A 25,471-nucleotide genomic window follows, 5' to 3' on the forward strand; every position below is an offset into this window, starting at 1 on the left:
TCAGCCCCACTTCATCTCGCCCTTGGCGACCTTCGCGCCGATCTGGGCGGCGATGAGCATGCCGTTGTCGGGGTAGCGCTTGACGAGTGCCTCGGTCAGCGCGGCGCCGTCGGCCGCCTTGCCGAGTTCCTCCTCGAAGGCGAGGAGGTAGTCGCGGGTGGCGGTGATGGCGGAGGCGTCGGCCGCCGTGCCGGGCAGGCGGTGGCCGGGGACGACCAGTTCCGGCTGCAGGGAGGCCATCTCGTCGAGCAGGTCGATCCAGACGGAGCGGTCGTCGGGGGTGGGGGTGTCGGCGACCCAGACGTGCTCCTGCTGGAAGAGCAGGACGCCGCCGAGGAGGGCGCGGTGCTCGGCCTGCCACAGGTAGTGGCGGTCGGGCAGACCCGCCGGGCCGCCCTTGAGCTCGAAGCGGTGGCCTTCGAGGGTGAGGTCGCCGGTCAGCGGGGTGAGGTCGACCAGGCGGGTGGGCAGGTTCGGGCCGAGGGCCGCCCAGGCCTTGAGCTTGCCCTCGTAGGAGTGCTGGATGTGCTCGATGACGATCGGGGTGGCGACGAAGACGGCGTCGGGGAAGGCGTCGGCGAGGATTTCGGCGCCGAAGTAGAAGTTGGGGTCGCCGTGGCTGACGAACACGGTGGTCAGCTTCTTGCCGGAGTCGAGGATCTCGGCGGCCAGGCGGTGGCCGTCGGCCCGGGTGAAGGCGGCGTCGACCAGCAGCGCCTCCTGCTCGCCGGTGACGAGGGTGGCGGTCTTGTTCTTGCTGCCGGCCGGGAAGTCGAGGTCGAGGACCTTGAAGGAGAGGGTGCTCATGCGGGGCCTCCTGAAGGGGACGGAATTCAGTGAGTGGGGGCGTGGTCAGGGCGCGGTGGTCAGGGTGGCCAGTCGCCGGTCGACCTCGTCGGCGGTGGCGTGGCCATGGGCCAGGACGGCGACTCGGTCGCCGTCGACGGCGAGCAGAGTGGGGAATCCGGTGACACCCAGCTCGGCGGAGCGGTGGAAGTCGTCCGCCGCCGCGTTGTGCGCCTCGGGCGCGTCGAAGGCGGCGGCGACGGCGTCGGCGTCCAGACCGGCCTCCCCGGCGACCTTCCTGTAGGTTGCGGGGTCGGAGAGGCTGAGGCCGTCGACGTAGAAGGCATGCTGGAGGGCGCCGGCCAGTTCCGCCACGCGGTCGGGGGCCATCCGGCGCAGGGCGACGACGCCGCGCGCGGCGGCCTCGGAGTCCATCACGAACGATCCGTCGGCGATCAGCCGCTCGTAGCCCTCGCCGAACTCGGCGCCGGTCAGCTCGGCGATCTGGGCGTTGGAGCCCTGGACGTAGCCGAACTCGTGGATCGGTACCCGGCGTGGCCCGGTGAACAGGCCGCCGGAGACCACCTCGACCGGCAACTCGGGATGACGGGAGACGACCTCGCGCAGAGTTCCGGAGAACCCGTGCGACCAGCCGCAGTAGGCGTCGAAGACGTAGACGAGCTTCATCGAAGGTCCCAGCGAAGGTGTGGCGCTTGCCGAATGCGAGCGATTCGTCTGATGGAACAGTAGCTGACGCGTCAGATATTTCCCAATGTGCGTGGTGCTCGTCACACCTCAGCCCGGAGGGGCCGTCACGGCAGGCGCGGCAGCTCGTCCCGTGCGGAGTGGCTCAGGATCCGCAGGTCCTCGGCGAACCGCTCCCGGTCCTCGGGTGGCAGCGGCGCCAGGAAGTAACGCCGGACGTTCTCCACGTGCACCCTGGACGCCCGCACTGTGGTCTCTTCCCCCAACCGGGTCAGCCGGACCAGCCGCCCGCGCCTGTCACCGGGATCCTCGGCTCGCTCCACCAGCCCGGCCGTCTCCATCCGGTCCACCAGACGCGTCGCCCCACCCGTAGTCAGCACCTGCTCCTGGGCGATGGCCCGCATCGACAGTCCGGGATCGCCCGCCCGCCCTAGGATGAGCAGCACCTCGAACATCAGATGGGTGATGCCGCACTCCAGCTCCAGCGACCGCCCGAGGATGTACTCCAACCGGTTCGCTGCCCCCTGCAACCGCCCGAACGCCAGCACCAGCGCATTGTCCGCGGCCTCCTTCGGCGACGAGATCTCCATTGGCTCTTCCACGTTCCCCCCACCCGACTGGTCCTCCACACCATGCATCCACTGATCATGCCTCGCACGGCCTTGGGCGCTCACCTCGGCCGGAAGGTGCGGGAAATCTGGATCTTGTCGTCGGATTGCCGACGACGTCACGTCCCGCGTGGCCGGCCTGATCCAGCCGCACCATACCGAGCCGCTGCCGTGAGGGCCTGCGCGGTCTGCCGCGCAGTGGCCTCGGTGCCCGTCGGCGCCCGCCGTACGCGTCGGTGGCGCCGGGTCGGCACGGTGCGGCATCCTGCTGGGCGGGGGAGGAGCTGGAGGGTTACCGGGAGAGGCTGGACGGTTACGGCCGTGTGGATCCCTGCACCGTGCCGCGTGCGGAGTGGGCCAACAGCTTGGTCACCAGCTCGCGCAGGATCAGCCGCTCGACCGGGGTGAGCGGCTCCACAAGGTCGGCGGTGACCTGGGGAACATGCGCGGCGAGGGCGCGTTCCAGCAGTTCACGACCTTTCGGGGTGGCCTCCAGGAGCGCGGCCCGGCGGTCGTCGGGGTGGGGGTGGCGGGCGAGCAGCCCGGCCTCCTCCATGCGGGCGATCAGCCGGGTCAGTCCGCCCGAGGTGAACGACAGGTCCTCGGTCAGGCGTGCGCTGGTCATCCGGTTCTCCGGATGGCGGGCCAGGCGCAGGAGCACCTCGAACTCGGAACCGCCCAGTCCAGCAGCCTCGCGGATGGTGCGCTCGGCCCGTCCGCCGATCGCGTCCGTCAGCCGCAGGATGTCGCCGTACAGGACAACCCCCTCGTCGTTCAGCAGCTCACTCATAAAGCTGACGGTACAGCATTTTCAAGTACCTGTTGGGTCCCAAATCACCGGATTCTCCTGCCGTATGGTTCACTTGAAGTTTGAAATAATGCTGCACAGGAAGGTATCTTCTTGTCCGTCCAGCGCACCGCAGCACTGCACTGAAGGGGAAGATCCATGCCGGTCGGACGACGTCAGGTACTCGCCGCAGGTTCACTCACGGTCGCCGGAGTGGCGCTGGGTACCGGAACGGGGTACGCCGCGAAGTCCGGTGAGGAGACGAAGAGCCTGAAGCAGCTGTACCGGGAGGCCAGGACGGAGGGTGGCACTCTCACCGTCTATGCCGGCGGCGACACCGCCACCCAGCAGGACGGCAACAAGGCCGCCTTCGAGAAGGCGTTCCCCGGCATCACCCTGAACATCGTCGTGGACTACAGCAAGTTCCACGACGCCCGCATCGACAACCAGTTCGCCACTGGCTCCCTCGTCCCGGACGTCGTACAGCTGCAGACCCTTCAGGACTTTCCCCGCTGGAAGCGCGAAGGCGTCCTGCTCCCCTACAAGCCGGCCGGCTTCTCCCGCGTCCACCCGGCCTTCAGGGACCCCGACGGAGCGTGGACCGGCATCTTCGTCGACGCCTTCTCCACCATCTACAACGTCGACAAAGCCGGCGGCACGGCACCCGCCTCGGCCCGGGACCTCCTCGACCCGCGTTGGAAGGGGAAGATCGTCTCGACGTACCCGAACGACGACGACGCGGTGCTGTACCTGTACAGCCTCATCGTCGACAAGTACGGCTGGGAGTGGCTGCGGCGATTCGTCGCCCAGGACGTGGCCTGGGTGCGCGGTACGCAGGAACCCGCGGACCGGGTCGAGGCGGGCCGCGCGGCCGTCGCACTGGGCACGGACGGCATGCTGACCCCGGCGGCGGGTGTGAAGACACGCTTCGTCGCCCCGAAGCACGACCCGTTCATGGCCTGGGCCCAGCGCGCCGCCATCTTCCGGCACGCGAAGCATCCCGCCGCCGCGAAGCTGTACCTGAACTGGTGGCTGTCGAAGCAGACGCAGTCCGACTTCTGCATGTGGTCGGTCCGCACCGACGTCCAGCCCCACGAGGGTTACCGCCCCATCTGGGAATACCGCAACGCCCACCTCGGCGGCTTCGAGGACTTCATGGCGGACCGGGGTCTCGTCGAGCGCTTCAGACAGCAGCTCACTCTCTACGTCGGCGAGGTGACGGGGGCTCCCTCCCCGGGGTGGCTCGGCCTGCACCCCGGGCGCTGACCGGCACGGCGGCCCCGCGCGATGAAACCCCGGGTCGGCAACCCGGGGTTTCATCGCCGTGCGCGGATCTCGTCCAGCCGGCTCTCCGTCCCGCAAGACCGTGACTGCGCCCGGCAGGCTCAGACGGCGTCGACGAGGGCCTGGTAGGCGCTGTCGGAGAGCCGGATCCGAGCCGCGCCGATGTTCTCCTCCACGTGGGCCACCGAGGAGGTGCCGGGGATCGGCAGCAGCGCCGGCGAACGGCGCAGCAGCCAGGCCAGCGCGAGCTGAGAGGGTGTCGCGTCGTACTCCTTGGCAACGGTGTCGAGGGGGCCGCCCGGCCTGGCCAGCTGTCCGGTGGCGATGGGGAACCACGGGATGAAGCCGATGCCGTTGGCCTCGGCGTAGTCCAGGACGTCTTCGGACTTGCGCTCGGCGAGGTTGTACATGTTCTGCACCGAGGCGATCTCGGTGATCGCCCGGGCCTGCTCCAGTTCGGCCGCGGAAACCTCCGAGAGGCCGATGTGCCGGATCTTGCCGGCGTCCCGCAGCTCGGCCAGGGCGCCGAGCTGGTCGGCGAGGGGCACCTGCGGGTCGATGCGGTGCAGCTGGTAGAGGTCGATCCGCTCCAGGCCGAGGTGGCGCAGGCTCAGTTCGACCTGCTGGCGCAGGTACTCGGGGCGGCCCACCGGCCGCCACTCACCGGGGCCCTGCCGGGTCAGGCCGCCCTTGGTGGCGATGACCACGTCGTCCGCGTAGGGGTGCAGTGCCTCGCGGATGAGCTGCTCGGCGGTGAAAGGGCCGTAGGAGTCGGCGGTGTCGATGAAGGTGACTCCCAGCTCGACCGCACGGCGCAGGACGCGTACGGCCTCGGCGCGGTCGGTGGGCTCCCCCCAGACTCCGGGGCCGGGCAGGCGCATGGTGCCGTAGCCGAGGCGATGGACCGGCAGGTCGCCGCCGATCCGGAAGATGCCGCTTTCGGCTGCGGGTTGGACGGCGGTACCGGTCGCGTTCGTGATCACGTGGAGGTCCTCTCAAGGCTGAGCCGGCTGCGAAGCCGAAGTGTTCATGTCTGCCGCGACAACGCCGAACCCTGCCCTGACTCGACGGAGGCGGAGCGGATGGGCGTGGCAGATGTGGAGGGATCAGAGGGCGCTCGTCGATCAGGCGCGCAGGTGATCCTCCAGATCATTTGTAGCACTGCCGGTGTATCAATGCACTTTCAGTGCATATTCTTTGCCATATCCATAGCCGTCCGGGTACGCGCCACGGGCCCCTGTCGAAAGCGGTGTGTCGCCAGTTCCGAGGTGCCGTCAGTCCTGCGGCGCCGCGAGGCCGTCGAGGAGGAGGTCGAGTTTCGCCCGAAGGGCCGGGCCGAGAGGGAATGGCTGGTCGGTGTGCTGATGTGCCTGGAGCCAGCGGTGGAGGGTTTCGGTGTAAATGGCACTGAGGGTTTCCGCGACGGTTTCCGGGGTCACGGAGGGGCGGAAGTCGCCGTTCTCCTGGCCGAGGCGGACGCTGTCGCGGAACGAGTCGAAGACCGGGAAGGGGCTCTCGAACGTTTCCAGTTCGCTCAGCCAGCCCAGCGAGAGGACGCGGGCCATCCTGGGGTTCTCCTCGTTCACCTGGGTCAGGACCTCCATCTGGAGTTCGAGCTGGCGGCGGGCGGGGGCTCGGCGGACGCCGCCGTCACCCAGCCGGGCGGCCACGAGCTCGCGGCGCTCGACCCTCCAGGCATCCAGCATGTCGCGCTTGCGGGGGAAGTGGTTGAAGACGGTCCGGCGGGCAAGGTCGGCACGTTCCGCGATCTGGTCGATGGTCGTGGCGGCGTAGCCCTGTTCGGCGAACAGCTCCAGGGCGGCGTCCAGGATCGCGGAGCGGATCCGCTGCCGCTGCCGCTCCCTGCGGCCCATCGGCTGCTCGGTCGGGCCTGTCGGGCTCTTGGCTGCCGCGGGTGAACGGGTCACGTGTGTTCCCTCGCCTGGAAGTCACGGTTGGTGTACTCGATTCGCGCTGCTCCATTCTATATATGCATTATTGATGTATCGGTGCACCATGGTGCACACTTAGGGAAGTGGGGACCCACTGTCTCGCCGTCTCACTCCTCTGGAGGGCCGCATCATGCCGTTCACCTTCGCCGTAGACCCCGCCGAAGTCATCGAGGAGCGCGCCCCCCAGTGGCGGTTCGGGGGCACCGAGGACGCCGTCCTGGAGGAGATGTCCGCTCGCATCCGCGATCTGTGGGCCGAGGGCCCCGGGGGCTGGGCGCACGAGTGGTCCCTCCTCGCCGAGCAGGCCGAGAAGGACGGTGATCTGCTGAAGGCCAGCCACCTGTACGGGATCGCCAAGTTCCCGGTCCTGGGCGGCAACGCGGCGCACACCCGGGCATACGAGAACCACCTGCGCACCTTCCTGGAGGCCTCATCCGGCTTCGAGGTGCCCTTCGAACGCCACGTGATCGATGTGGACTTCCGCGGAGAAACCGTGCAGGTCCCCACTCACCTCTACGTCCCCGAGAACCTGCCCGCGGACGCCCCGATCGTGCTGGTCTTCAGCGGCGTGGACACCTGGAAGGTCGAGGTGCACGCCACCGCGCTCGCGACGGCTCGTCTGGTCGGCGCGCGGGTGGCCACCGTCGACATGGCCGGGACCGGGGAATCGCCGGTCGCGAGCGGACCCGACGGAGAACTGTATGTCGGCGACGTCATCGGCTGGCTGCGCCGCCGCTTTCCCCAGGCGCGCAAGGTGGGCACCGTCGGCTTCAGTTTCGGCGGGCACTGGACGATCAAGCTGGCTTTGCGCGGGATGGTCGACGCCGCGGTGAGCATCGGCGGGCTCATCGACACCGCCTTCTCTCCCGAGGCCGCCGCCCGGCTCCGGTTCGGCATGCCCGGCATCTTCGGCAACTCCCTGCGCCTGGACGCCGAGCCGAGCCTCACCGAACTCCAGGCCGCCATGGCCGCCTTCTCACTGCGTGCGCAGGGGCTCCTGGACGACTGGGGCAGCGACCCCGTACCGCTGCTCTACGTCAACGGAGACCAGGACCAGCACGTCCCGGCCGACGACTCCAGGCCCCTGGAGGCCCGCCCGAACACCGTCGTCCGGCTCGTCCCGAACGCCACCCACTGCGCCATGCAGAAGGCCCAGGAGATCGTCCCCTGGAGCCTGCAGTGGCTCCGCGACCAACTGACCTGACCCCCGCGCATCACCAGGTGTTCCCCCGGGCCGGGGGGAACATCCGGGCGGGCTGTGTGGGTCATGTGGTGGCTTCGGCAGTGGGTGCGGCGGCGTGCAGGAGGGCGTCGGCGACGAAGAGGTCCTGCAGGGCTATGCCGGAGCTGTCGAACACGGTGATGTCCTGCTCGCTGTGGCGCCCCTCGGTCTGCCCGGTCAGGACGTCGCCCACGGCGGTGAGTGCGAGGGTGCCGTCGTCGATGAGGTGGGCGACATGCTGCAGTTCCCCGATGCGGAGCGCCTGGGCGGGAAGGTCGCAGAACAGGTGGGCCTCCCTGAGCAGTTGCACAGGCAGTTCCTGTTTGCCGTGGGCGTCGGAGCCCATGCTGGCGATGTGGGTGCCAAGGCGCACCCACGCACCGTCGAACAGCGGCGCGGTGGCGGTGGTGGCGGTGATGATGATGTCGGCGGCGCGGCACGCCTGTTCGGCAGGGGTGAGCCGGCCGGCGAGCCCGCGCTCTGCCAGCTGGGTCAGGAAACGCTCGCCGCGCTCGGGGGTGCGGGCGACGACATGGATGGTGCTGATGGGACGTACGCGGGAGACCGCTGCGCATTCGTACAGGGCCTGGTGGCCCGTGCCGAAGATGGTCAAGGTGGTGGCGTCGGCCCGTGCCAGGACGCTCGCGGCGACCGCGTCGGCCGCGGCCGTGCGGTAGGCGTTGACCACGCCGGCTTCGACGACCGCACCGATGCGGCCGTGCTCCTGGTCGAAGAGGAGAACCAGGGAGTTGTGCCGGGGAAGGCCCTTGTCGGCGTTGCCCGGCCAGTAGCTGCCGATCTTCACTCCGGCAAGCCGCGCCGCTGCGGCGGACTTCACGGCGAACCGGTTCTCGTCCTGTGATCCGTGGCCGAGGACGGCGGGGAAGACCTCGGCATGCGGGCCGGCGGCAGCGATCAACGCGTCCCGCACTGCCGTGAAGGCCAGCTCTTCGGTGATGAGAGCGGCGGACCGCTCCTCGGGCAGGAAACGCATGGTGGTCACCATCCTCGGATGCGCGGCCACACGGCTTCGACGGTGCGGGAGCCGGTTTCGGTCAAGTGGTAGTGGTCGTGCTGTGCGGCGGTCGCGCAGGCGTGGATGGGCAGGATCCGCACGCGCGTACCGACCGGCAGGTCGGGTAGCCCGGCGGTGCTGTCCGGGCGCATGGACAGCACGCCGTGCTCCTGGCTCGCGTCGGTCATCAACAGGCCGTCGAACAGAGTGCCGTCCAGGTCGGCGACGAGGCCGTATCCCTGATCCACTCGCTGACGCGAGGTGCCGCGGTCCCGTGACGTCGCCATCCAGCCCGCGTCGGTGAGGATCCACCCCTTGTCCGGACGGTGACCGATCACGGTCGTGACCACCGTCATCGCCAGGTCGGACGTGGAGCACACGCCGATCCCGGCCATCACCAGGTCGAAGAAGACGAAGTTGCCGGCCCGGACCTCGGTGACGCCGGTGAGGTCGGTCGCGAAGTGCGCGGTCGGCGTCGAACCCACGCTCACCACCGGCACCTCATGACCGGCCGCCCTCAACACCTCGGCGGCCTGCACGGCGCACCGGCGCTCGTTCTCGGCGGCGGCGCGCAGTTCGTCCTCGCCGTCGGCGTAGTACGACTCGCCGGCATGGACGAGCACACCCCGCGGGACCGCGCCGCCGTCGCGCAGGGTCCGCGCGATGGCAGGCAGTACCGGGTCGTCGGGTCGCACCCCACCGCGGTGGCTGTCGCAGTCGACCTCGACCAGTGCCGGAATGCCGGACATCCCCGAGCGATGCGCAGCGAGTGCGGCGGCCTGCTCCACGCTGTCGAGCAGCACCGTCAGGTCCACGCCACGCTCCCGTAGCGCGGTCACCCGGGGAAGCTTGTGCGGTGTGATGCCGACCGCGTACAGGATGTCCCGGTATCCGGCGTCGGCGAACGCCTCGGCCTCCGCCAGCGTGGACACCGTGATCGGTCCCGGCTGCCCGTCGTACAGCAGCGTGGCCACGTCGAGGGACTTGGCCGTCTTGACGTGGGCCCGCAGTGTGACGCCGAGCGCGTCGAGGTGCTCGCGCAGCCGGCTGATGTTCGCCTTCACCGTTGCCGCGTCCAGTGCCAGGAACGGGGTGTCCGGATCGTCGAGCGTTCTCCGGCCTCTCAGTGCCTGGTCGCCGTCGGTCATCGGCTTTCCTCACCGCTTGTCGGGACCGGCCGCCGCACGGCTCCGGGGCTCTCCTCGGTCCGCGGAGGTCGGTGCCGCCGTGCCACCGGGGCCACGCCATCGCTGCGGTGTTGCGGGTCAGCCGGTGGCGTCTTGCGGCACTCGTTGAGATCCGCGTAGACCGCCGAGCGGGACACGCCGAGCCGTTCGGCGATCCGCGGAACCGCGTTGCGCACCGCGAAGACACCGCGCCGGTCCAGGACGTGGAGGAGAACCAGCCGCTCCACCCGGGTCAGACTGCTCACCGGCTTCCCGCGGGACACCTCCTCGGCCCGGATCAGCGCGTCGACCACGTCGTCGAAGTCGTTGCTGAACGTGGTGTCCGTCACCTGCACGGGCGCCGTCCCCGCCAGTGCCGTCAGCAGGTCGCCGGCCTGCCGCAGCGCCGTGACGTCGACATTGACGCACAACGCCCCGAACACATGGCCCGCACCGTCGCGCAACGGCATGGTCGACGACTTGATGATCCGCCCGTCCCCGGTGCGCGTCACGTAGTTGATGTCGTTCGTCGCCGCGTCCCCCTGCGCCAGCACGGCCAGGCCGATCTCGCTCAGCGCGCCGCCGACCTTGCGGCCGGTCACCGCACCCGAGACCGCCGCGACCGACTGCTCACCCCGCCGGTAGTCGTGCAACACGACCTCGCACGTCGGCCCGAACGTCTCCGCCAACCCATCGACGACCGGCAGCAACGCCGCCAGGATCGCGTCCGCACTTCCGTCGGCCATCACACCATCCCTCAGTCTCATCCAGCCCTGGACGTCCAACTATAGTAGACGTCCAGAGCCTGGACTAAAAGTCCGAGGTGCTGGTCCGTGACCTGAAACCCTCCCCTAGGGCGCTGCGCAGGCTCCATTGCTGCCCGCCTGGAAGTCGAGGTCGAGGACCTTGAGGGAGAGGGCAGTCATGAGGGGCCTCAATCCACTCGTACAGGCGCAGCGAGGGCAACCCGTCAGTACGCGACGGTGATGCGGCGACGGATCGCGGTGCTCTTCTCGGCCTCGTCGACCAGGGCGACCGCGTAGTCCTCGGCGCTGATGAAGCTGGTGCCGTCCTCCGCGATGAGCAGGTCGTCGCCGCCGAGGCGGAAGGTGCCGGTGCGCTCGCCGGGGGCGATCTCGTCGGCGGGGGAGACGTACGTCCAGTGCAGGTCGTCGCCCACTTCGGCGCGCAGCAGGCGCAGCACCTCGCGCTGGGCGAGCGCCTCGGCCTTGTACATCTCGGGGAAGTCCGGGGTGTCGACCCGGTCCTGGCCCGAGGCGGTCTTCAGGCTGCCCGCCCCTCCGACCACCAGCAGGCGGTGCACCCCCGCGATGCGCAGCCCCTCGACCAGGGACTTGTACGTCGCCAGCAGCGGGGCGGCCGGGTCGGAGCCGTCGCGGGGCGGGGAGACGGCGGAGATGACGACGTCGTGTCCGGCAGCGGACTGGGCGACCTTGCCCGGCACGGAGGCGTCCAGGGCGAGGACGGTCAGCGCCTCGTGCTTCGGCAGGCCCTCCGCGCGGCCCGAGCGGGTGGCGGCGGTGACCTCGTGGCCGCGGCTGAGCGCTTCCGCCGTGGCGCGGGAGCCGATCATGCCGGTGGCGCCGATCAGGAGGATCTTCACAGTGACTCCGTTCGTGCTTGTTTCGTATGCGTGGGTGTGGTCAGCGCTGTCGTCAGTGCTGGATCTCGAAGGTGACCTTCGCCTGCTCCACCGTCTCTTGCAGGACGCGCACCTCTCCGGAGGCGTTCTTGTACGTGCCGGTGCCGCCCGTGATGGCGAACCGCTCGTCGAAGACGGGTCCGGAGGTGGAGAGCTTCGCCGTGCCGGCTGTGGTGATCTTTCCGCCGGGCAGCTCGTAGACGAAGGTCAGCAGCTCGGCGGTGCGTGGCTTGGCGTCGGTGGAGACGCCGACGAAGCTGCTGGTGCCGAGCTTGCGGCCGTCGCGGCCGATGAGGTCGCCGGTTCCGATCAGCTGGTCTCCGAGGGCGGAGTCGGCCGGGGCGACGTCGACCATGTTGATCGCGGTGCCCTTCTCGACGGCCTTGATGGTGATCGTGCGGTGCCCGTGCGAGGCGGGGGCGGCGTCCGCCGAAGCGGGCGCCAGGGACAGGCCGAGGGTGAGGGCGCCGGCCGTGGCGGCGGCGACACCGAACGCGGGGAGGGTGCGCTTGCGCATGATCGGGCTCCACATCTGTGGGGGCGTACAGCCAAAAGTATCTGCCGACGCAGACAATATATCTGTAGGTACAGATATTGCAATGGCAGATTCTTCCGCTCTCGGCTTTCTGTCATCCTCGTGGGGTGAACGAGCAACTGCTGAACGACGACGACGTGACGCTCTACGGCCTGTTCGTGGAGGCGTTCGCTCGCCTCAGGCCCCTGGTGCACCGGGACCTGGGAGTCCCGGACACCTGGTTCGAGGTGCTGCTGCGACTGGGGCGCACCCCCGGGCACCGGCTGCGCATGACGGATCTGGCGGAAGCCGTGTCCTTCAGCTCGGGCGGCTTCACCCGGCTCGCCGACCGCATGGCGAAGGAGGGGTTGATCCGCCGCGATCCCGACCCTGCCGACCGGCGAGCCGCGCTCGCCGCACTGACCGACAAGGGCGCCGAGGCGCTCGACCGCGCCATGACCACCCACGTCTCCCATCTCCGCAGCCACGTCACTGGACCGCTCTCATCCGAGGACCGCCGCTGCCTGGAGCGCATCCTGCGCACGCTCCGTGACGCCAACGAATGAGTTCCGCGCGGACGCGGAGACCCTCGGCGCAGGATGGACCGGGGTAACCACATGGCCACCTGCAGCCGGTCGCCCGGACCGCAGGACAGTCGCCCTTCGCCGTCATCGCAGAGACCATGGGCCCGCCCCGTCCACCGGCACGGCACGGCACGGGTGATGCGCGTGCCTTGGCTCGCGGTCGCCGGCCGTGTCCTGGCGGTGGCCGGTGGGAGGGCAGCTGTCGTGGCCTGCTCTTGGTGCCCCAGCATCACCGAGACCCCGGGGAACTCGTCGACCACTCCGTCGTAGATCAGGCGAAGTGCGTGGGCGCCGACCTGGGCTGTCCGTCCCCAGGACGACAGGACCTGCATGTCCACCCCATGCCCGTCCATGTCCGCCAGCCGCACCTGCGTGAAGTCGGCGAGCCGACGCCCCCACTCCTGCCCCCCAGTCGGCACGCATCCGGGCCTCCGTGGTTCGGCCTGGGGCTTTGACGTCGAAAGGTGTCAGGATCGGGCCGGCACCCGCCGAAGGCACACGGGCCAGTGGACACAGCGTCCTCGCCTGATGCGCGGGCGGTCATCGCCCTCAGGATCGGGTGAGCCGTTCGACTTGGTGATGGATGTCATCCACGTGGTGCTCGGATTCCGGTTTCATCAGCACGCTGCGGAGGATTCGCGCGCCGTCGGCGTCCGCGGTGATTTTGGGGTGGCGTGCGGTGAACGCCTCGCGGTCGGCTCTCAGGGTGCTCAGGAACACGGGGTCGGGGCTCGCCATGCCGTCCGCCAGGATGCGGGCGGAGGCCGTGTCGATGCCGCTCAGGGTGGCGGGGTCGACCACGGGGAAGTAGCTGACGATGTCCAGTTCCGGCTGTTGGTAGAGCTCCAGGTGGTCGGAGGTGGTGATCAGTTGTGCCCACTTCAATGCGGCTCGACGGCCCGCCGCCAGCACCTGGCCCAGGCCGTCGGTGGTGGGCGGGATGAGCTGGAAGGTGAGCCACAGGGCGGCGGCCGAGGCGCCGGCGCGTGAGCACTCCAGGCTGATCTCGCCGAGGTGCAGCTCGCTGGAGGTGAAGTAGGTGTAGGGCGAGTCGTGGAGGTAGAAGCGCCCCACCTCGGGGTCGCGGAAGATGACGGCACCGCAGCCGTAGGGCTGGAGCCCGTGTTTGTGCGGGTCGATGACGAGCGAGTCGCACCGGGCGATCGCCTGCCATGGTTCGGGCGCGACTCCCTCGGGCCCGTCGGCGCCGGCCAGCAGGGTGAAGAAGCCGCCGTAGGCGGCGTCGACGTGGATACGGACGCCGTAACGCTCTTTGAGGAGCAGGGCCTCGTGGATCGGGTCGACGGCCCCCAGTCCGGTGGTTCCGGCGGTCAGGACGACCGTGCCCACCCGGCCGCTGCGCAGCAGGTCCTCCAGCGCGTCGAGATCCATGCGTCCCCGATTGTCCGTGGGGACCGCGTGTCCCTCCATCCCCAGCACGCGGCACATACGGCCGTGGGTGTAGTGGGCGTCCGCGCTGTACGCGACACCTCGACCGGGGTGGAGTTCGCGGGCGACGAAGAGGGCTTCGAGGTTGGCGATCGTGCCGCTGGTGGTGAGGTGGCCGAGGTGGGTGTCGTAGCCGAACATGGCGGCCAGCTGAGCGACGGCCTCGCGTTCCATCCGGGCCGTGGCGGGGCCGCCGTCCAGGGCGTGGTTGTTGGGGTTGATCAGCATGGCGGTGAGGTAGCCGACCACCGCGGCGGGATGCGGGGGCTTGAGCATCTGCCCCACGTAGCTCGGGTGGAAGAAGGGGTAGTTGTCCTTCAGTCTCCCGGTGAACTCCTCGAAGGCTGTGGCGAAGCGGTCGTCGTCGACCTGGAGTGACGGGTGCGGCTGGTAGGGGCCGAAGGTGTCGGCCCAGGCCTGTATTGCCTCGGTGGCTCGACCGAGCCAGTGCTGCATGTCCATGGATGTCCCTCTCTCCGATGTGGCCGATCTCCGATGCGGCCGACGGGATGGCGCCCACCATAGAATTTCGTTGAGCAGTCAGCAATTGACTGCTCAGTAATTGAGACGTCGGTAGGTGATATGGCAGTAAACTCGCGCGCCAGTACCGTCAAGCATGGGAGGACCTCGGCAGGTGAATGCCGCGACCCGGCGGGGCGGCCAGGCCGCCCGTGCCGCCAACAGCCGGCTCGTTCACGACTTCGGGCTGCTCATCAAAGCCGCGACCCGTCTGGAGCAGCGGATCGACACCGCCCTGCGCCGCGAGTGCGGGATCAGTCACACGATGCTGGAGGTCCTGATCAGGCTGTGCCGCAAGCCGGGCGAGGAGGTCTCGCAACGTCGGCTCGCCGAGGACCTCACCCTCACCAGCGGTGGCATCACCCGGCTGATCGACCGCATGGAAGAAGCCGGCCTGGTTCGCCGCGTACCGTCACCGGACGACCGCCGAAGCATCCTTGTCGAACCAACTGATCACGGCCGGACCGTGTTCCTTCAGGCCGCGGCCGTTCACTCCCAGGTCGTCGAGCGTTACTTCGTGACGCCCGTGGCCCGCGACGACTACACCCGGCTGACCGGCGCGCTGAGCGACATCAACGAGGCACTGCGCGACGCCGCCGACTGACTCCGCTGACCCATGGCGGTTTCCGCTGCGTCGAGCCCCGGGCTGGAACAGGCAGTCAGGCAGCGGTCCTTCCTTCGTGATCTGCGGATCGGCCGGATCGGTTCCCCGGCCGCCTTCCTCACCCTGCCCGCCGACTGCCCGGCGTCGAGAGGGACCGAACCAGAGCGTGCGGTCACCGACTTGGCTCTCTCTGCACCCCGCCATGGCTCCACCGACCCGACGGGTGGACCGCTGCGGCTTCCCGAGGGCACCGCGCTGGCCCGGGTCGCGATCCTCTCGTCCGACTTCCTCGCCGGCAGCGACATCGACCTGTGAGTGTTCGACGAGGACGGCAACCGGCTCTCCTCGCCCGTCGGCAGGAGCGACGAGTCGTCGACCTCACCGAGCCGGGCACGTACGAGGTGTACGTGAACCAGTTCGCCCTGCCTTAGGGCGCCACCAGCCAGGGGCCCTGGGGCACCGCGGACGTCACCGTCTCCTGGCGCGACCTCCCGACCGGCCGTACGCGAACCGTACGGCCGCCGTGTCGGCATGCCCGGCTGCCGGCCATGACGTCATGAGGACCACCGCCGACGACCGGACCGCTCTGCCTGCTACTGCCAGACGTACCAACGGCAGTCGTAGTTACGGGAGTCGTCCCAAAACTGCTTGCTCGTTGGATCGCGCCGCATGCGGCACAGTGGATGCCACGCCGCACCGAGGGCCTGGTGAGGCGGCTGCAGACCGTATTCGACCGCCGGTCGCCGCCATCCTCGGGGGCCGAGGGCCCGGCTCGTCCACCGTGGCGTGAACCGTCTCCCGTACTCACGCCGATTCGTGCACATGGCGGTGGTCGGTAACGCCATCCGTCTTCCGTCGACCAAGAGAGTGGGCATGTTCATCGAACCCCCCGAGTCAACAGTTGCTCCCCCCGAGGGATCTCCTGAGGCATCTTCGTCCGACCCGTCCCGGCGCACGTTCATCGCGACCACCACCGTCGTCGGGGGTGCGGTCGTCGCGGGCGGCCTGATAGCCGGACCGTCCGCGTTCGGCGCCGATTCCGCGGACGCCGCCCAGGCGCCCCCCAGCAGCCGCGTCTCCCTGACCGTCAACGGCCGGCGGCACACCGTCACGGTCGACAACCGGACCTCGCTGCTGGACCTGCTGCGCGAGCACCTGGACCTGACCGGTTCGAAGAAGGGCTGCAACGCCGGGGCCTGCGGCGCCTGTACCGTCCTGGTCGACGGACAGCGGGTCAACTCCTGCCTGACGCTGGCGGTCCGGCTGGACGGCGCCGAGGTCACCACCATCGAGGGCCTGGCCAAGGGGGAGCGGCTGCACCCGCTGCAGCAGGCGTTCATCGACCAGGACGCCTTCCAGTGCGGCTACTGCACCTCCGGCCAGATCATGTCCGGCGTCGGCTGCATCAACGAAGGCCACACCGACTCACCGGAGGAGATCCGGGAGTTCATGAGCGGCAACCTGTGCCGCTGCGGCTGCTACGTGAAGATCGTGCGGGCGGTCGAGCAGACCGCGCACGGGAAATGAGGCGCGACCCCCATGCATCCCTTCTCCTTCACCAAGGCATCCGACACTCGGGAAGCCCTCGCCGCGGGCCGTGACGGCGGCCGGTACATCGCCGGCGGCACCACCCTGGTCGACCTGATGCGCGAGACCGTCGAACGCCCCGAGACACTCGTCGACATCAGCGACCTGCCGCTGCGCGAGGTCACCGTGACCCGGCGCGGCGGCCTGCGCATCGGCGCACTGGTGAGTATGGCCGAGACCGCCGCCCACCCCAAAGTACGCGCCTTGTATCCGGTGATCTCCGAGGCGCTGGAGTTGAGCGCGTCCGCGCAGCTGCGCAACATGGCCACCATCGGCGGCAACATCATGCAGCGCACCCGCTGTACGTACTTCCGTGACGTGAGCGCCGACTGCAACAAGCGTGAGCCCGGCTCCGGTTGCGCGGCCCTGCACGGCGTCAACCGCACTCACGCCATCCTCGGCACCTCCGACGACTGCGTGGCCACCCACCCCTCCGACGCCGCCGTGGCGTTCGCCGCCCTGGAAGCGCAAGTACACCTGCTCGGCCCGGACGGCGAGCGCACCGTGCCCTTCGCCGACTTCCACCTCAGGCCCGGCAACACCCCCAACCGTGAACAGGCCCTGCGCCGCGGCGAGTTGATCACCGCTGTCGAGATTCCTGCCCTTCCGCGTCCGCTGAAGTCCGGCTATCTGAAGGTGCGCGACCGCCAGTCGTATGAGTTCGCGCTGACCTCCGCGGCCGTCGCGCTGCACGTACGCGGCGGAGTGATCCTGGACGCGTACGTCGCCGCCGGAGGTGTGGGCACCGTTCCGTGGAAGCTCCCCGCCGTTGAAGAAGCCCTCGTCGGTGAACGCCCCTCCGACCGGCTGTGGGCCCAGGCCGCCGAACACGCCGCCGACGGGGCCCGGCCCCTCCAGCACAACCGTTTCAAGGTCGAGTTGCTCCAGCGCACCGTCGAACGCCAGCTGCGCATCGTAGGAGGTACCAAGTGAGCCCGCAGCCGCAGGCAGCCGTCGGAGCCCCGCTGTCCCGGGTGGACGGGCGGCTGAAGGTGACCGGCCAGGCCAAGTACTCCGCCGAGCACGACATCGACGGGGTGGTGCACGCCGTCGTCGTCGACAGCAGTATCAGCCGCGGCCGTATCACCGGTATGGACACCCGCGACGCCGAAGCCCAGCGCGGCGTGCTGAAGGTCATCAGCCACCGCAACGCGCCCGAGCTGGCTTACCGCGAGTTCCCCGGCATCCCCTTCCCGGGCGAGCGGCTGCACATCTTCCAGGACGACCGTGTCCGGTTCTTCGGCCAGCCGGTCGCGGTCGTGGTGGCCACCACACTGGAGGCCGCGGAGCACGCCGCGAGCCTGGTGAAAGTCACCTACGACGCCGAGAAGGCCTCGACCGACCTGACCGACGCCCCGGCCGAAGCCGGACCTCTGCCCTTCGCGCAGCCCTACTCGCGGGGTGACGCCGAGGAAGCGCTGGGCTCCGCGGACGTCCGGATGGAGATGACCTACCGTCTCTCCCGCAACCACCACAATCCGATGGAGCTGCACTCCACCATCGCCCGCTGGGAGGGCAACAAGCTCACCCTGTGGGACAAGACCCAGCACGTGATCGGTACACAGAACGAGCTCGCGTCCGTGTTCGGCATTCCACCGGCGGACGTGCGTGTCCTGACGCCGTTCATCGGCGGCGCCTTCGGCAACGGACTGCGGCGGTGGCCGAACACCACCATCGCCGCGCTCGCCGCACGTGAGGTGAAACGCCCGGTCAAACTCGTCCTGACCCGCAGGCAGATGTACTTCAGCGTGGGGTTCCGGCCCGCGTACGAGTACAAGCTGCGGCTGGGCAGCAGCCGGCGCGGGCGGCTGACCGCGATGACCCACGACTTCAAGTACGAGACCTCCAGCTACGAGCGGTTCTGGGAGGCCAACCTGGCGCTGGGGCAGATGCTGTACGCCGTGCCGAACGTCAGCCAGACGCCCCAGACCGTGCCGCTGGATGTCGTCACCCCGATCTGGATGCGCGGCCCCGGTTACTCCACTGCCAGCTTCGCCATCGAGTCGGCGATGGACGAACTCGCCTACAAACTGCGCATGGACCCGATCGAGCTGCGGCTGCGCAACGAACCCGACGAAGACCTGTCGAGCGGACACCCCTTCTCCACCCGGCGGCTGCGCGAGTGCTTCGGCGTGGGCGCCCGCGAGTTCGGCTGGCACCGGCGCAACCCCAGGCCGCGCTCCACGCGTGACGGCGACTGGCTCATCGGCACCGGCGTGGCCACCGGCTGCTACGACGTCTTCCAGAGCGCGGCCCAAGCCCACGCCCGGCTCGATGCCGACGGCACCGTGGTGGTCCAGTCCGCGACCCATGACGTGGGCACGGGCACGTACACCTCCATGAGCCAGGTCGCCGCCGACGCCCTCGGCCTGGCAGTGCGCCACGTCACCTTCCAGCTCGGCGACTCCAGGATGCCGCCGGCCCCGCCGCAGGGCGCCTCGCAGACCATGGCCAGCGTGGGCTCCGCCGTCCAGGACACCTGCGACAAGCTGCGGCAGCAGGCCATCAAGCTCGCCGTCGAAGACGAGCGCTCACCGCTGCACGGTGTCGACGCCGACGACATCGTGGTCCGCGGCGGCCGGATGCATGTGACGGGCAACCCCGCGCGGGGGGAGACCTACCGGCAGCTCCTCGCCCGCAACAACCGCACCCACCTGGAGGCACGCGGGTCCTACTCCCCGGTGCCGGAGCAGGACAGGCGGTTCTCGATGTACGGCTACGGCGCGGTGTTCGCCGAGGTCGCCGTCGACGCCCGCCTGGGTCTTGTCCGGATGCGGCGGATGCTCGGCGTCTACGACGCGGGCCGGATCATCAGCCCCAAGCTCGCCGACAGCCAGGCCTTGGGCGGGATGATCGGCGGCATGGGCCAGGCCCTGCTGGAGCACACGGTCACCGACCACCGCGACGGCCGGATCACCAACGCCAACTTCGCCGACTACCTCGTGCCGACCCATGCCGACATCCCCGACCTGAAGGCCATCTACCTCGACGGGGAGGACTACAAGGCCGACCCCATCGGCGTGAAGAGCCTGGGCGAGCTCGTGATGGTCGGCGTGGCACCCGCCATCGCCAACGCGGTCTTCCACGCCACCGGACGCCGCGTCCGCGAACTGCCCATCACCGCCGAAGCCCTGCTCTGAACCCCGGGCGGTACGGGCCCCTCCCGCCACCCGGGCGGGGCCCCGAGAGCCTCCCACTGATCGGCCCGCCGCCGTGCCTCTATCCCCCCTCATGCCGGCACGGCGGCGGGCTTCCCAACCGCCCCCAGGAGAGCCACTCATGCTGAACATCGCGGACACGCTGTACCGCTGGTGCCGCGAGGACCGCCCCTTCGCCCTCGCCACCGTGATCCGGGTCAGCGGCAGCGCACCCCTGCCACCCGGCACCGCACTGGCGGTGGGCACCGGCGGCGAGGCGGTCGGCAGCATCTCCGGAGGATGTGTGGAAGGCGCCGTGTACGAGCTGTGCCAACAGGTGCTGAAGTCGGGCGAACCCCCGGTACGGGCCTCGTTCGGCTACTCCGACGACGACGCCTTCGCCGTGGGCCTGACCTGCGGCGGCGAGCTGGAGGTCCTGGTGCAGCGGGTCGACCCCGCCGACCAGCCCCACCTCGCCACCGCCCTGGAACGGGTGTCGGCCGGTGTGCCCGGCGCCGTGGCACAGGTCGTGGACGGGCCGCGGCGTCTTCTCGGCCGCACCCTGTCCGTCTTCGGGGGCGGCAGCGCGTACGACGGGACACTGGGCAGCCGACAGGAGGACCGGGCGGTGGTCACCCAGGTCCGCGCGCTGCTGCGGGCAGGCCGGACCGCCCGCGTCGAGGTGGGCGGGGACGCCGACACCTGCCCGGAGAAGCTGACGCTCCTGGTCCACACCCACGCGGCCCCGCCCCGCATGCTGATCTTCGGTGCCATCGACTTCGCCGCCGCCCTCAGCCAGGTCGGACGCCTCCTCGGCTACCACGTCACCGTCTGCGACGCCCGCCCCGTCTTCGCCACCACTCAGCGCTTCCCGCACGCCGACGAGGTCGTCGTCGACTGGCCCCACCGCTACCTGGAGGCCACGGAAGTCGACGCCCGGACCGCGATCTGCGTCCTCACCCACGACGCCAAGTTCGACATCCCGCTGCTGCGTCTGGCCCTCGGCCTCCCGGTCGGCTACATCGGCGCGATGGGCTCCCGGCGCACCCACGAACACCGCCTGGAACGTCTGCGTGAGACCGGCGTGCCCGAAGAGCACCTCGCGCTCCTGCACTCGCCGATCGGACTGGACCTCGGCGCCCACACCCCCGAAGAGACGGCGATCTCCATCACCGCCGAGATCATCGCCCACATGAACAACGGCACCGGCCTGCCCTTGTCCCGCGTCCCCGGCCCCATCCACGGTTCCGTCCCGGTGGCCCGGATGTCACCGGCCTCGGTCCTGGCCGCATGACGGCGCGACATGTATGGAGGAGAGGCCCCGTGCTCATCGACACCTACGGCCGGGTGGCCACCGACCTGAGGGTCTCGCTGACCGACCGGTGCAATCTGCGCTGTACCTACTGCATGCCCGAGGAGGGCCTGCAGTGGCTGGCCAAGCCGGACCTGCTCACGGACGACGAGATCGTCCGCCTGATCGACATAGCCGTCACCTCCCTGGGCATCAAGGAGGTCCGCTTCACCGGCGGTGAGCCCCTGCTGCGCCCCGGCCTGGTCGGCATCGTCGAGCGGGTCGCTGCCCTCGACCCGCGCCCCCAGATGTCCCTGACCACGAACGGCATCGGCCTCAAGCGCACCGCGAGCGCCCTGAAGGCGGCGGGCCTGGACCGGGTGAACGTCTCGCTGGACACCCTGCGCCCGGACGTCTTCAAGACCCTCACTCGCCGGGACCGCCACAAGGACGTCATCGAGGGCCTGCACGCCGCCCGCGAGGCGGGCCTGACCCCCGTGAAGGTCAACTCGGTCCTGATGCCGGGGCTGAACGAGGACGAGGCCCCGGACCTCCTGGCCTGGGCCGTCGAGCACGACTACGAGCTGCGGTTCATCGAGCAGATGCCCCTGGACGCCCAGCACGGCTGGAAGCGCGACGGCATGATCACGGCGGGCGACATCCTGACCTCCCTGCGCACCCGCTTCGACCTGACCCCCGAGGGTGAGGAGAAGCGCGGCCCTGCCCCGGCCGAGCGCTGGCTCGTGAACGGCGGCCCGCACCGCGTCGGCGTCATCGCCTCGGTCACCCGCCCGTTCTGCGCGGCCTGCGACCGCACCCGCCTCACCGCCGACGGCCAGGTACGCACCTGCCTGTTCGCCCGCGAGGAGACCGACCTGCGTGCCGCGCTCCGCTCAGGCGCTCCCGACGAGGAGATCGCCCGCATCTGGCGTGCCGCGATGTGGGGCAAGAAGGCCGGTTCGGGCCTGGACGATCCCTCGTTCGTACGACCGCAGAGGCCGATGTCGGCCATCGGGGGCTGATCCGATGGCAGCCCACGAGCACCCGGGTGAGCAGGCGCACCCGCACCCGATCAAGCTGATCGCGATACGACGGACACCGCTCTGCCTGGACGAGGTGTTCCAGGCCGTCGGCGACGCGGCGGCGGGCGGGATCGCACTGTTCGTCGGCACGGTGCGGAACCATGACGCGGGCGCGGACGTGGACGGACTGGGGTATTCGTGCCACCCGACGGCCGAGGCCGAGATGCGGCGGATCGCGGAGAAGGTCGTGGCGAACCACCCGGTGCGTGCCCTCGCCGCGGTGCACCGGGTCGGTGAACTCGCGGTGGGAGATCCGGCGGTCGTGGTCGCTGTCGCATGTCCGCACCGGGGAGATGCCTTCGAAGCCTGCAGGCAACTGATCGACGACCTCAAGCACGAAGTGCCCATCTGGAAGCACCAGAAGTTCTCGGACGGAACCGATGAATGGGTCGGCGCGTAGAGCTGTCTCAGCGCAGCGGCTCCATCTCCCAGCTGGCCAGCATCTGCAGAGCTTCCTCCGACCGGGAGCCCGGCTCGGCATGGTAAGTGGCCAGCCGCATGGGGGTACCCCCGGGCAGCGCCATGGGCTCTTGGACGAGGTCGAACTCTCCCGCCAGCGGGTGCCGGATCCGCACGGTCTCGCCGATGGTCCCGCAGCTCACCTCGTGCCGTGCCCACAACTGCCGGAACTCCTCGCTCTTCTGTGACAACTCCTGGATCAGGGAAGAGAGGTACGAATCCGCGGGGCTTTTGCCGGCGTTCATGCGCAGAGCGCCGACGGCCCTCAGCGCCACGCGCTCGGGGTCGGCGAAGCGGTCGCGCGCCTCGGGCGAGAAGGCCAGCCGGGCCACGTTGCGCTCCTCGGGCGGCAGCAGGCCCCAGTCCCCGAAGACGGCGGCGGCGAGCCGGTTCCACCCCAGGATGTCCAGGCGTCGGCTGACGACGTAGGCGGGCACGCCGATCGTGTCGAGCAGATGCTGGACGCTGGGCCGCAGCCGCTGCGGCCCGGCCTGCGTCGTGCTCTGTCGCTCGGGCTGGGCCAGCCGGATCAGATGGTCACGCTCTTCCTCGTTCAGGCGCAGGACGCGGGCGACGGCGTCCAGCACCTCGGCCGACATGGTGTCGCCGTATCCCTGCTCCAGGCGTGCGTAGTAGGCGTACGACACCCCCGCCAACTGCGCCAACTCCTCGCGCCGCAACCCGGGAACCCGCCGCCGCCCGTACGTGGGCAGGCCCACGTCCTCGGGCCGGAGCCGGGCCCTGCGCGAGCGCAGGAACTCCTTCAACTCGGTACGCCGGTCGAGTCCGGACGCCACTTGGTCACCGGGCGCCACATGTGAAGACATCTCTGTCCTCCAGTCGTCCTGCCTCGCTGGTCGGAGCAGCGTACAACAGCGACTCAGCAACTCGAACTGAGACCAGGGATCACTGTGATGCGGAGTCTCCTCGCAAGATTCCATCTTGAACGGAGTGCCTGGACAGGGGCCCGAAGGCCGGCCGAGTCTCATGGCTGATACTCGGTTTCAAATTGAGTCGTTGTTATGCTCATGCGTCATGACTGAATCCCCCGATACCTCCGCCCGGTCCGCACGGAAGCCGCCCGGCTTGCGTGAGCGCATGCGTGCGACGGTTCGGGCGGAGGTGGTCGAGGTGGCGCACCGGCTCTTCGTCGAGCAGGGGTTCGACCGGACGACCGTCGACCAGATCGCCGCCGAGGTGGGCCTCTCGCGTGCCAGTCTGTTCCGGTACTTCGGTACCAAGGAAGAGATCCTCCTGGGGCGCCTGGAGGAATCCGGTCGCCGGGTTGCGGAGGCGCTCGCCGCCCGCCCCGATGACGAGCGGCCCTGGGAGGCGCTGCGCCGGGCGTTCGATGTCCTGACGCAGAATGACGAGCAGACCCCCGAGCGGGTGCTCGGCTACCTGCGGATGCTCCAGGAGAGCCCGTCACTGCGCGCCCGGCGCTACGAGAAGCACCTGAGCTGGCAGGAGCTGTTGGTGCCGGAGATCGCCCGGCGAATGAGGGCCCGTCCTGACCGGTCCGAGGACATCAGGCCGAGTGCGCTGACCGCGGCCGCGCTCGCGTGCCTGGATGTGGCCACGGCCAGCTGGGTGGCCTGCGACGGCACTGTTCCTCCGGGCGTGCTGCTCGATCGCGCGATGGGGGCGCTGGCGGAGTAGCCCGTGCGGGGGCGCGGCGCACAGCATCCGTTACTGCACCGGCTGCCCGCGCATGCCCCGCCGCAGACCGTCCAGCACATCGTCGGCCACCTTCTGGCACAGGTCTGCGGCCCGTGGCGGGGCCGCATACGCGGGGACGCGGCTGCCTGCTTCGGCGTCTGGTCTGGCCGGCGTCTGCCGATCTCCTCGCCGTTGACGAAGGTGCCGTTCAGGCTCCCGTCGTGAGACACACCGGTCATCGTCCGGCAGCCTGGGCCGGCAGTCGGTGGCCCAGTCCTCGCTCATGCCGTTTCGCCTTCAGGAGCCGCGCCCTCAGGAGATTCTCCTTCGGGGGGCGTCCCTCGAAGGGGCGTCCCTTCAGGAAACCGGTACTCCCAGTCCAGCTCCCAGACGCAGGTGCGTACCAGACCGTCGCCCCCGCCGGTGACGGCGAAGTGGCCGTCATCGCTGACCAGAACCTTATGGACAGGAGGACGCACGGCCTTCCTGACGACATGCCGGCACCGGCTCGGTGAGTGTGTCGAGAGGACGTCGACCTTCGACTTGCAGCAGCGGTAGATCGTCTGCTTGGCCACGCCGGCGCGCTGGGCGATGCCTTCGATGGGTCCTTCCTGATGGGACGTACCAGGCTGAGCAGTACGCCGAGTGCGAGCGCGGCCACCACGGCGCTGAACGTCTCGCCTGCGGGGCGCAGACTGGTCTGGCGGATCAGGACGCCGACGCCGATGGCGGGCACCGCGAGCATCGAGTACAGGATGGCGAAGAAGGTGGAGACGGACGTGCCCCTGTGCTGTGGGGCGCTGCGCGTGGTGATGCTGCCGATGCCGTGGCCGACAGCGATGCCCGTCGCGAGGCCGTTCACAGCGGCGCCGGCGAGCAGAGGGGGCAGGTCAGCCCTCCCGCGCGCCGGTCGGTTCCGGGTGGCCTGATAGGGAGCGGCACAACGACTCCGCCGCGCAGTCGGGGTAGAAACCGCTCCACTGCGGGGAAATCTCCTGCGTGCCGCGGGCGAAGACCGCGACGCGGTTCGCCTGGACGTAGGTGACGCCTCCTTGGGACCAGCGCGGAGGCGTCTCCAGCAACCGTGCCAGGGCGGTCAGGCGGACGCCGTACTCGTGCTTCCACATCACGACCAGGTCGTTCCCAGTGCACCCCTCGCAGGTGTGGGTCGAGAAGTACTCCGCCGAGCCGTGGCCGGTATCGATCAGGCGGGCCAGGCGCCGTTCGTCACCGGCGCAGGCCGCTTCGTACACCGGTCCGATGACCTTGCGCCACGACGCGGCGACGTCCGGGGCGACCGATGGGCCGTCACCGACGTTGGGCCCGGGGCACGGTGGTGCCGTCCGCGAGAGGGCCGGGGTCGGCGAAGGCCCCGACCCCGACGGGGGCCGAGGCTCT

At 69.7% G+C, this 25,471-nt stretch carries 26 protein-coding genes and 1 pseudogene; 12 read left to right on the top strand and 15 right to left on the bottom strand.

Annotation, left to right across the window (positions count from 1 at the left end):
- From QQY66_RS42885 to QQY66_RS42900, 4 genes are all read right to left on the bottom strand, one after another.
- Positions 1-807, bottom strand: a complete 807-nt coding sequence (locus QQY66_RS42885; protein WP_301985831.1) for an MBL fold metallo-hydrolase — start codon at positions 805-807, stop codon at positions 1-3.
- Between the two features lie 45 nt (positions 808-852).
- On the bottom strand, positions 853-1,473 hold the full coding sequence (locus tag QQY66_RS42890; RefSeq protein ID WP_301985832.1) for a DsbA family protein: 621 nt from the start codon (positions 1,471-1,473) through the stop codon (positions 853-855).
- Positions 1,474-1,598: 125 nt separating this feature from the next.
- Positions 1,599-2,081, bottom strand: a complete 483-nt coding sequence (locus QQY66_RS42895; RefSeq protein WP_301985833.1) for a MarR family winged helix-turn-helix transcriptional regulator — start codon at positions 2,079-2,081, stop codon at positions 1,599-1,601.
- A 331-nt stretch (positions 2,082-2,412) separates the two neighbouring features.
- Positions 2,413-2,889 (bottom strand): MarR family winged helix-turn-helix transcriptional regulator, encoded by a 477-nt coding sequence (locus tag QQY66_RS42900; RefSeq protein ID WP_301985837.1) that lies wholly within the window; start codon positions 2,887-2,889, stop codon positions 2,413-2,415.
- Positions 2,890-3,045: 156 nt separating this feature from the next.
- Between QQY66_RS42900 and QQY66_RS42905 the strand changes: the two genes are divergently transcribed.
- The gene (locus QQY66_RS42905) at positions 3,046-4,152 is read left to right on the top strand and encodes an ABC transporter substrate-binding protein (RefSeq protein WP_301985838.1); all 1,107 of its coding nucleotides are present in this window, start codon (positions 3,046-3,048) and stop codon (positions 4,150-4,152) included.
- 119 nt (positions 4,153-4,271) lie between these two features.
- Here the strand turns inward: QQY66_RS42905 and QQY66_RS42910 are convergent, their stop codons facing one another.
- Positions 4,272-5,153 carry an aldo/keto reductase gene (locus QQY66_RS42910; protein ID WP_301985839.1) on the bottom strand — a complete coding sequence of 294 codons (882 nt, stop codon included), beginning with the start codon at positions 5,151-5,153 and terminating at the stop codon, positions 4,272-4,274.
- A gap of 291 nt (positions 5,154-5,444) precedes the next feature.
- Complete coding sequence (locus QQY66_RS42915; protein ID WP_301985840.1) at positions 5,445-6,098, bottom strand: TetR/AcrR family transcriptional regulator; 654 nt, start codon at positions 6,096-6,098, stop codon at positions 5,445-5,447.
- A gap of 154 nt (positions 6,099-6,252) precedes the next feature.
- Between QQY66_RS42915 and QQY66_RS42920 the strand changes: the two genes are divergently transcribed.
- Positions 6,253-7,326, top strand: a complete 1,074-nt coding sequence (locus tag QQY66_RS42920) for an alpha/beta fold hydrolase (RefSeq protein WP_301985841.1) — start codon at positions 6,253-6,255, stop codon at positions 7,324-7,326.
- A 61-nt stretch (positions 7,327-7,387) separates the two neighbouring features.
- Here QQY66_RS42920 and QQY66_RS42925 read toward each other — a convergent pair whose 3' ends face one another.
- The 5 genes from QQY66_RS42925 to QQY66_RS42945 all read right to left on the bottom strand — a co-directional run bounded on the left by QQY66_RS42925 (position 7,388) and on the right by QQY66_RS42945 (position 11,705).
- Positions 7,388-8,338, bottom strand: a complete 951-nt coding sequence (locus tag QQY66_RS42925; protein WP_301985842.1) for an ornithine cyclodeaminase family protein — start codon at positions 8,336-8,338, stop codon at positions 7,388-7,390.
- 5 nt (positions 8,339-8,343) lie between these two features.
- Positions 8,344-9,507, bottom strand: a complete 1,164-nt coding sequence (locus tag QQY66_RS42930; protein WP_301985843.1) for a DSD1 family PLP-dependent enzyme — start codon at positions 9,505-9,507, stop codon at positions 8,344-8,346.
- On the bottom strand, positions 9,504-10,271 hold the full coding sequence (locus QQY66_RS42935) for a transcriptional regulator (RefSeq protein ID WP_301985844.1): 768 nt from the start codon (positions 10,269-10,271) through the stop codon (positions 9,504-9,506). Before QQY66_RS42935 ends, QQY66_RS42930 begins: the two co-directional genes overlap by 4 nt.
- Before the next feature lie 224 nt (positions 10,272-10,495).
- Positions 10,496-11,149, bottom strand: a complete 654-nt coding sequence (locus tag QQY66_RS42940; RefSeq protein WP_301985845.1) for an NAD(P)-dependent oxidoreductase — start codon at positions 11,147-11,149, stop codon at positions 10,496-10,498.
- Between the two features lie 52 nt (positions 11,150-11,201).
- A complete protein-coding gene (locus QQY66_RS42945; RefSeq protein WP_301985846.1) occupies positions 11,202-11,705 on the bottom strand; it encodes a hypothetical protein in 504 nt (167 codons plus the stop codon).
- Between the two features lie 125 nt (positions 11,706-11,830).
- On the opposite strand from QQY66_RS42945, the gene QQY66_RS42950 reads away from it, so the two are divergent.
- Entirely contained in the window at positions 11,831-12,268 is a 438-nt protein-coding gene (locus tag QQY66_RS42950) for a MarR family winged helix-turn-helix transcriptional regulator (RefSeq protein WP_301985847.1), read from the top strand.
- A 567-nt stretch (positions 12,269-12,835) separates the two neighbouring features.
- On the opposite strand, the gene QQY66_RS42955 is transcribed toward QQY66_RS42950, so the two are convergent.
- Complete coding sequence (locus QQY66_RS42955) at positions 12,836-14,197, bottom strand: aminotransferase class I/II-fold pyridoxal phosphate-dependent enzyme (RefSeq protein WP_301985848.1); 1,362 nt, start codon at positions 14,195-14,197, stop codon at positions 12,836-12,838.
- A 172-nt stretch (positions 14,198-14,369) separates the two neighbouring features.
- Between QQY66_RS42955 and QQY66_RS42960 the strand changes: the two genes are divergently transcribed.
- The 8 genes from QQY66_RS42960 (at position 14,370) to QQY66_RS42995 (ending at position 22,355) form a co-directional block, all read left to right on the top strand.
- Positions 14,370-14,858, top strand: coding sequence for a MarR family winged helix-turn-helix transcriptional regulator (locus tag QQY66_RS42960; RefSeq protein WP_301985849.1), 489 nt, complete (start codon positions 14,370-14,372; stop codon positions 14,856-14,858).
- 12 nt (positions 14,859-14,870) lie between these two features.
- Positions 14,871-15,173 carry a hypothetical protein gene (locus tag QQY66_RS42965; RefSeq protein WP_301985850.1) on the top strand — a complete coding sequence of 101 codons (303 nt, stop codon included), beginning with the start codon at positions 14,871-14,873 and terminating at the stop codon, positions 15,171-15,173.
- A gap of 558 nt (positions 15,174-15,731) precedes the next feature.
- Positions 15,732-16,385, top strand: a complete 654-nt coding sequence (locus QQY66_RS42970; protein ID WP_301985851.1) for a (2Fe-2S)-binding protein — start codon at positions 15,732-15,734, stop codon at positions 16,383-16,385.
- A 12-nt stretch (positions 16,386-16,397) separates the two neighbouring features.
- Complete coding sequence (locus tag QQY66_RS42975) at positions 16,398-17,378, top strand: xanthine dehydrogenase family protein subunit M (RefSeq protein ID WP_301985852.1); 981 nt, start codon at positions 16,398-16,400, stop codon at positions 17,376-17,378.
- Complete coding sequence (locus QQY66_RS42980; protein WP_301985853.1) at positions 17,375-19,585, top strand: xanthine dehydrogenase family protein molybdopterin-binding subunit; 2,211 nt, start codon at positions 17,375-17,377, stop codon at positions 19,583-19,585. The genes QQY66_RS42975 and QQY66_RS42980 overlap by 4 nt, the downstream gene beginning before the upstream one ends.
- A gap of 139 nt (positions 19,586-19,724) precedes the next feature.
- The gene (locus tag QQY66_RS42985; RefSeq protein WP_301985854.1) at positions 19,725-20,876 is read left to right on the top strand and encodes an XdhC family protein; all 1,152 of its coding nucleotides are present in this window, start codon (positions 19,725-19,727) and stop codon (positions 20,874-20,876) included.
- Positions 20,877-20,905: 29 nt separating this feature from the next.
- The gene (gene moaA, locus QQY66_RS42990) at positions 20,906-21,895 is read left to right on the top strand and encodes a GTP 3',8-cyclase MoaA (protein ID WP_301985855.1); all 990 of its coding nucleotides are present in this window, start codon (positions 20,906-20,908) and stop codon (positions 21,893-21,895) included.
- A 4-nt stretch (positions 21,896-21,899) separates the two neighbouring features.
- A complete protein-coding gene (locus tag QQY66_RS42995) occupies positions 21,900-22,355 on the top strand; it encodes a molybdenum cofactor biosynthesis protein MoaE (RefSeq protein WP_301985856.1) in 456 nt (151 codons plus the stop codon).
- A gap of 7 nt (positions 22,356-22,362) precedes the next feature.
- On the opposite strand, the gene QQY66_RS43000 is transcribed toward QQY66_RS42995, so the two are convergent.
- Positions 22,363-23,241, bottom strand: coding sequence for a helix-turn-helix domain-containing protein (locus QQY66_RS43000; RefSeq protein WP_301985857.1), 879 nt, complete (start codon positions 23,239-23,241; stop codon positions 22,363-22,365).
- A 271-nt stretch (positions 23,242-23,512) separates the two neighbouring features.
- Between QQY66_RS43000 and QQY66_RS43005 the strand changes: the two genes are divergently transcribed.
- Positions 23,513-24,073: a TetR family transcriptional regulator gene (locus tag QQY66_RS43005; protein ID WP_301985858.1), complete on the top strand. Its 561-nt coding sequence runs from the start codon at positions 23,513-23,515 to the stop codon at positions 24,071-24,073.
- A gap of 524 nt (positions 24,074-24,597) precedes the next feature.
- Here QQY66_RS43005 and QQY66_RS43010 read toward each other — a convergent pair.
- Positions 24,598-24,675, bottom strand: a pseudogene (locus QQY66_RS43010) (TetR family transcriptional regulator); the annotation flags it as partial.
- A 288-nt stretch (positions 24,676-24,963) separates the two neighbouring features.
- Entirely contained in the window at positions 24,964-25,326 is a 363-nt protein-coding gene (locus QQY66_RS43015) for a hypothetical protein (RefSeq protein WP_301985859.1), read from the bottom strand.
- Positions 25,327-25,471: the final 145 nt, after the last annotated feature.

It is taken from the genome of Streptomyces sp. DG2A-72 (genome assembly GCF_030499575.1).
Lineage (GTDB): Bacteria > Actinomycetota > Actinomycetes > Streptomycetales > Streptomycetaceae > Streptomyces.

Excerpts from the sequence above, each read along its gene's own strand:
- QQY66_RS42965 (WP_301985850.1), top strand. The coding sequence starts at position 14,871 with ATGGCGGTTTCCGCTGCGTCGAGCCCCGGGCTGGAACAGGCAGTCAGG.
- QQY66_RS42895 (WP_301985833.1), bottom strand. The coding sequence starts at position 2,081 with ATGGAGATCTCGTCGCCGAAGGAGGCCGCGGACAATGCGCTGGTGCTG.
- QQY66_RS42945 (WP_301985846.1), bottom strand. The coding sequence starts at position 11,705 with ATGCGCAAGCGCACCCTCCCCGCGTTCGGTGTCGCCGCCGCCACGGCC.
- QQY66_RS42995 (WP_301985856.1), top strand. The coding sequence starts at position 21,900 with ATGGCAGCCCACGAGCACCCGGGTGAGCAGGCGCACCCGCACCCGATC.
- QQY66_RS43000 (WP_301985857.1), bottom strand. The coding sequence starts at position 23,241 with ATGTCTTCACATGTGGCGCCCGGTGACCAAGTGGCGTCCGGACTCGAC.
- QQY66_RS42930 (WP_301985843.1), bottom strand. The coding sequence starts at position 9,507 with ATGACCGACGGCGACCAGGCACTGAGAGGCCGGAGAACGCTCGACGAT.
- QQY66_RS42955 (WP_301985848.1), bottom strand. The coding sequence starts at position 14,197 with ATGGACATGCAGCACTGGCTCGGTCGAGCCACCGAGGCAATACAGGCC.
- QQY66_RS42985 (WP_301985854.1), top strand. The coding sequence starts at position 19,725 with ATGCTGAACATCGCGGACACGCTGTACCGCTGGTGCCGCGAGGACCGC.
- QQY66_RS43005 (WP_301985858.1), top strand. The coding sequence starts at position 23,513 with ATGCGTGCGACGGTTCGGGCGGAGGTGGTCGAGGTGGCGCACCGGCTC.
- QQY66_RS42935 (WP_301985844.1), bottom strand. The coding sequence starts at position 10,271 with ATGGCCGACGGAAGTGCGGACGCGATCCTGGCGGCGTTGCTGCCGGTC.
- QQY66_RS42905 (WP_301985838.1), top strand. The coding sequence starts at position 3,046 with ATGCCGGTCGGACGACGTCAGGTACTCGCCGCAGGTTCACTCACGGTC.
- QQY66_RS42925 (WP_301985842.1), bottom strand. The coding sequence starts at position 8,338 with ATGCGTTTCCTGCCCGAGGAGCGGTCCGCCGCTCTCATCACCGAAGAG.
- QQY66_RS42885 (WP_301985831.1), bottom strand. The coding sequence starts at position 807 with ATGAGCACCCTCTCCTTCAAGGTCCTCGACCTCGACTTCCCGGCCGGC.
- QQY66_RS42975 (WP_301985852.1), top strand. The coding sequence starts at position 16,398 with ATGCATCCCTTCTCCTTCACCAAGGCATCCGACACTCGGGAAGCCCTC.
- QQY66_RS42890 (WP_301985832.1), bottom strand. The coding sequence starts at position 1,473 with ATGAAGCTCGTCTACGTCTTCGACGCCTACTGCGGCTGGTCGCACGGG.
- QQY66_RS42970 (WP_301985851.1), top strand. The coding sequence starts at position 15,732 with ATGTTCATCGAACCCCCCGAGTCAACAGTTGCTCCCCCCGAGGGATCT.
- QQY66_RS42900 (WP_301985837.1), bottom strand. The coding sequence starts at position 2,889 with ATGAGTGAGCTGCTGAACGACGAGGGGGTTGTCCTGTACGGCGACATC.
- QQY66_RS42920 (WP_301985841.1), top strand. The coding sequence starts at position 6,253 with ATGCCGTTCACCTTCGCCGTAGACCCCGCCGAAGTCATCGAGGAGCGC.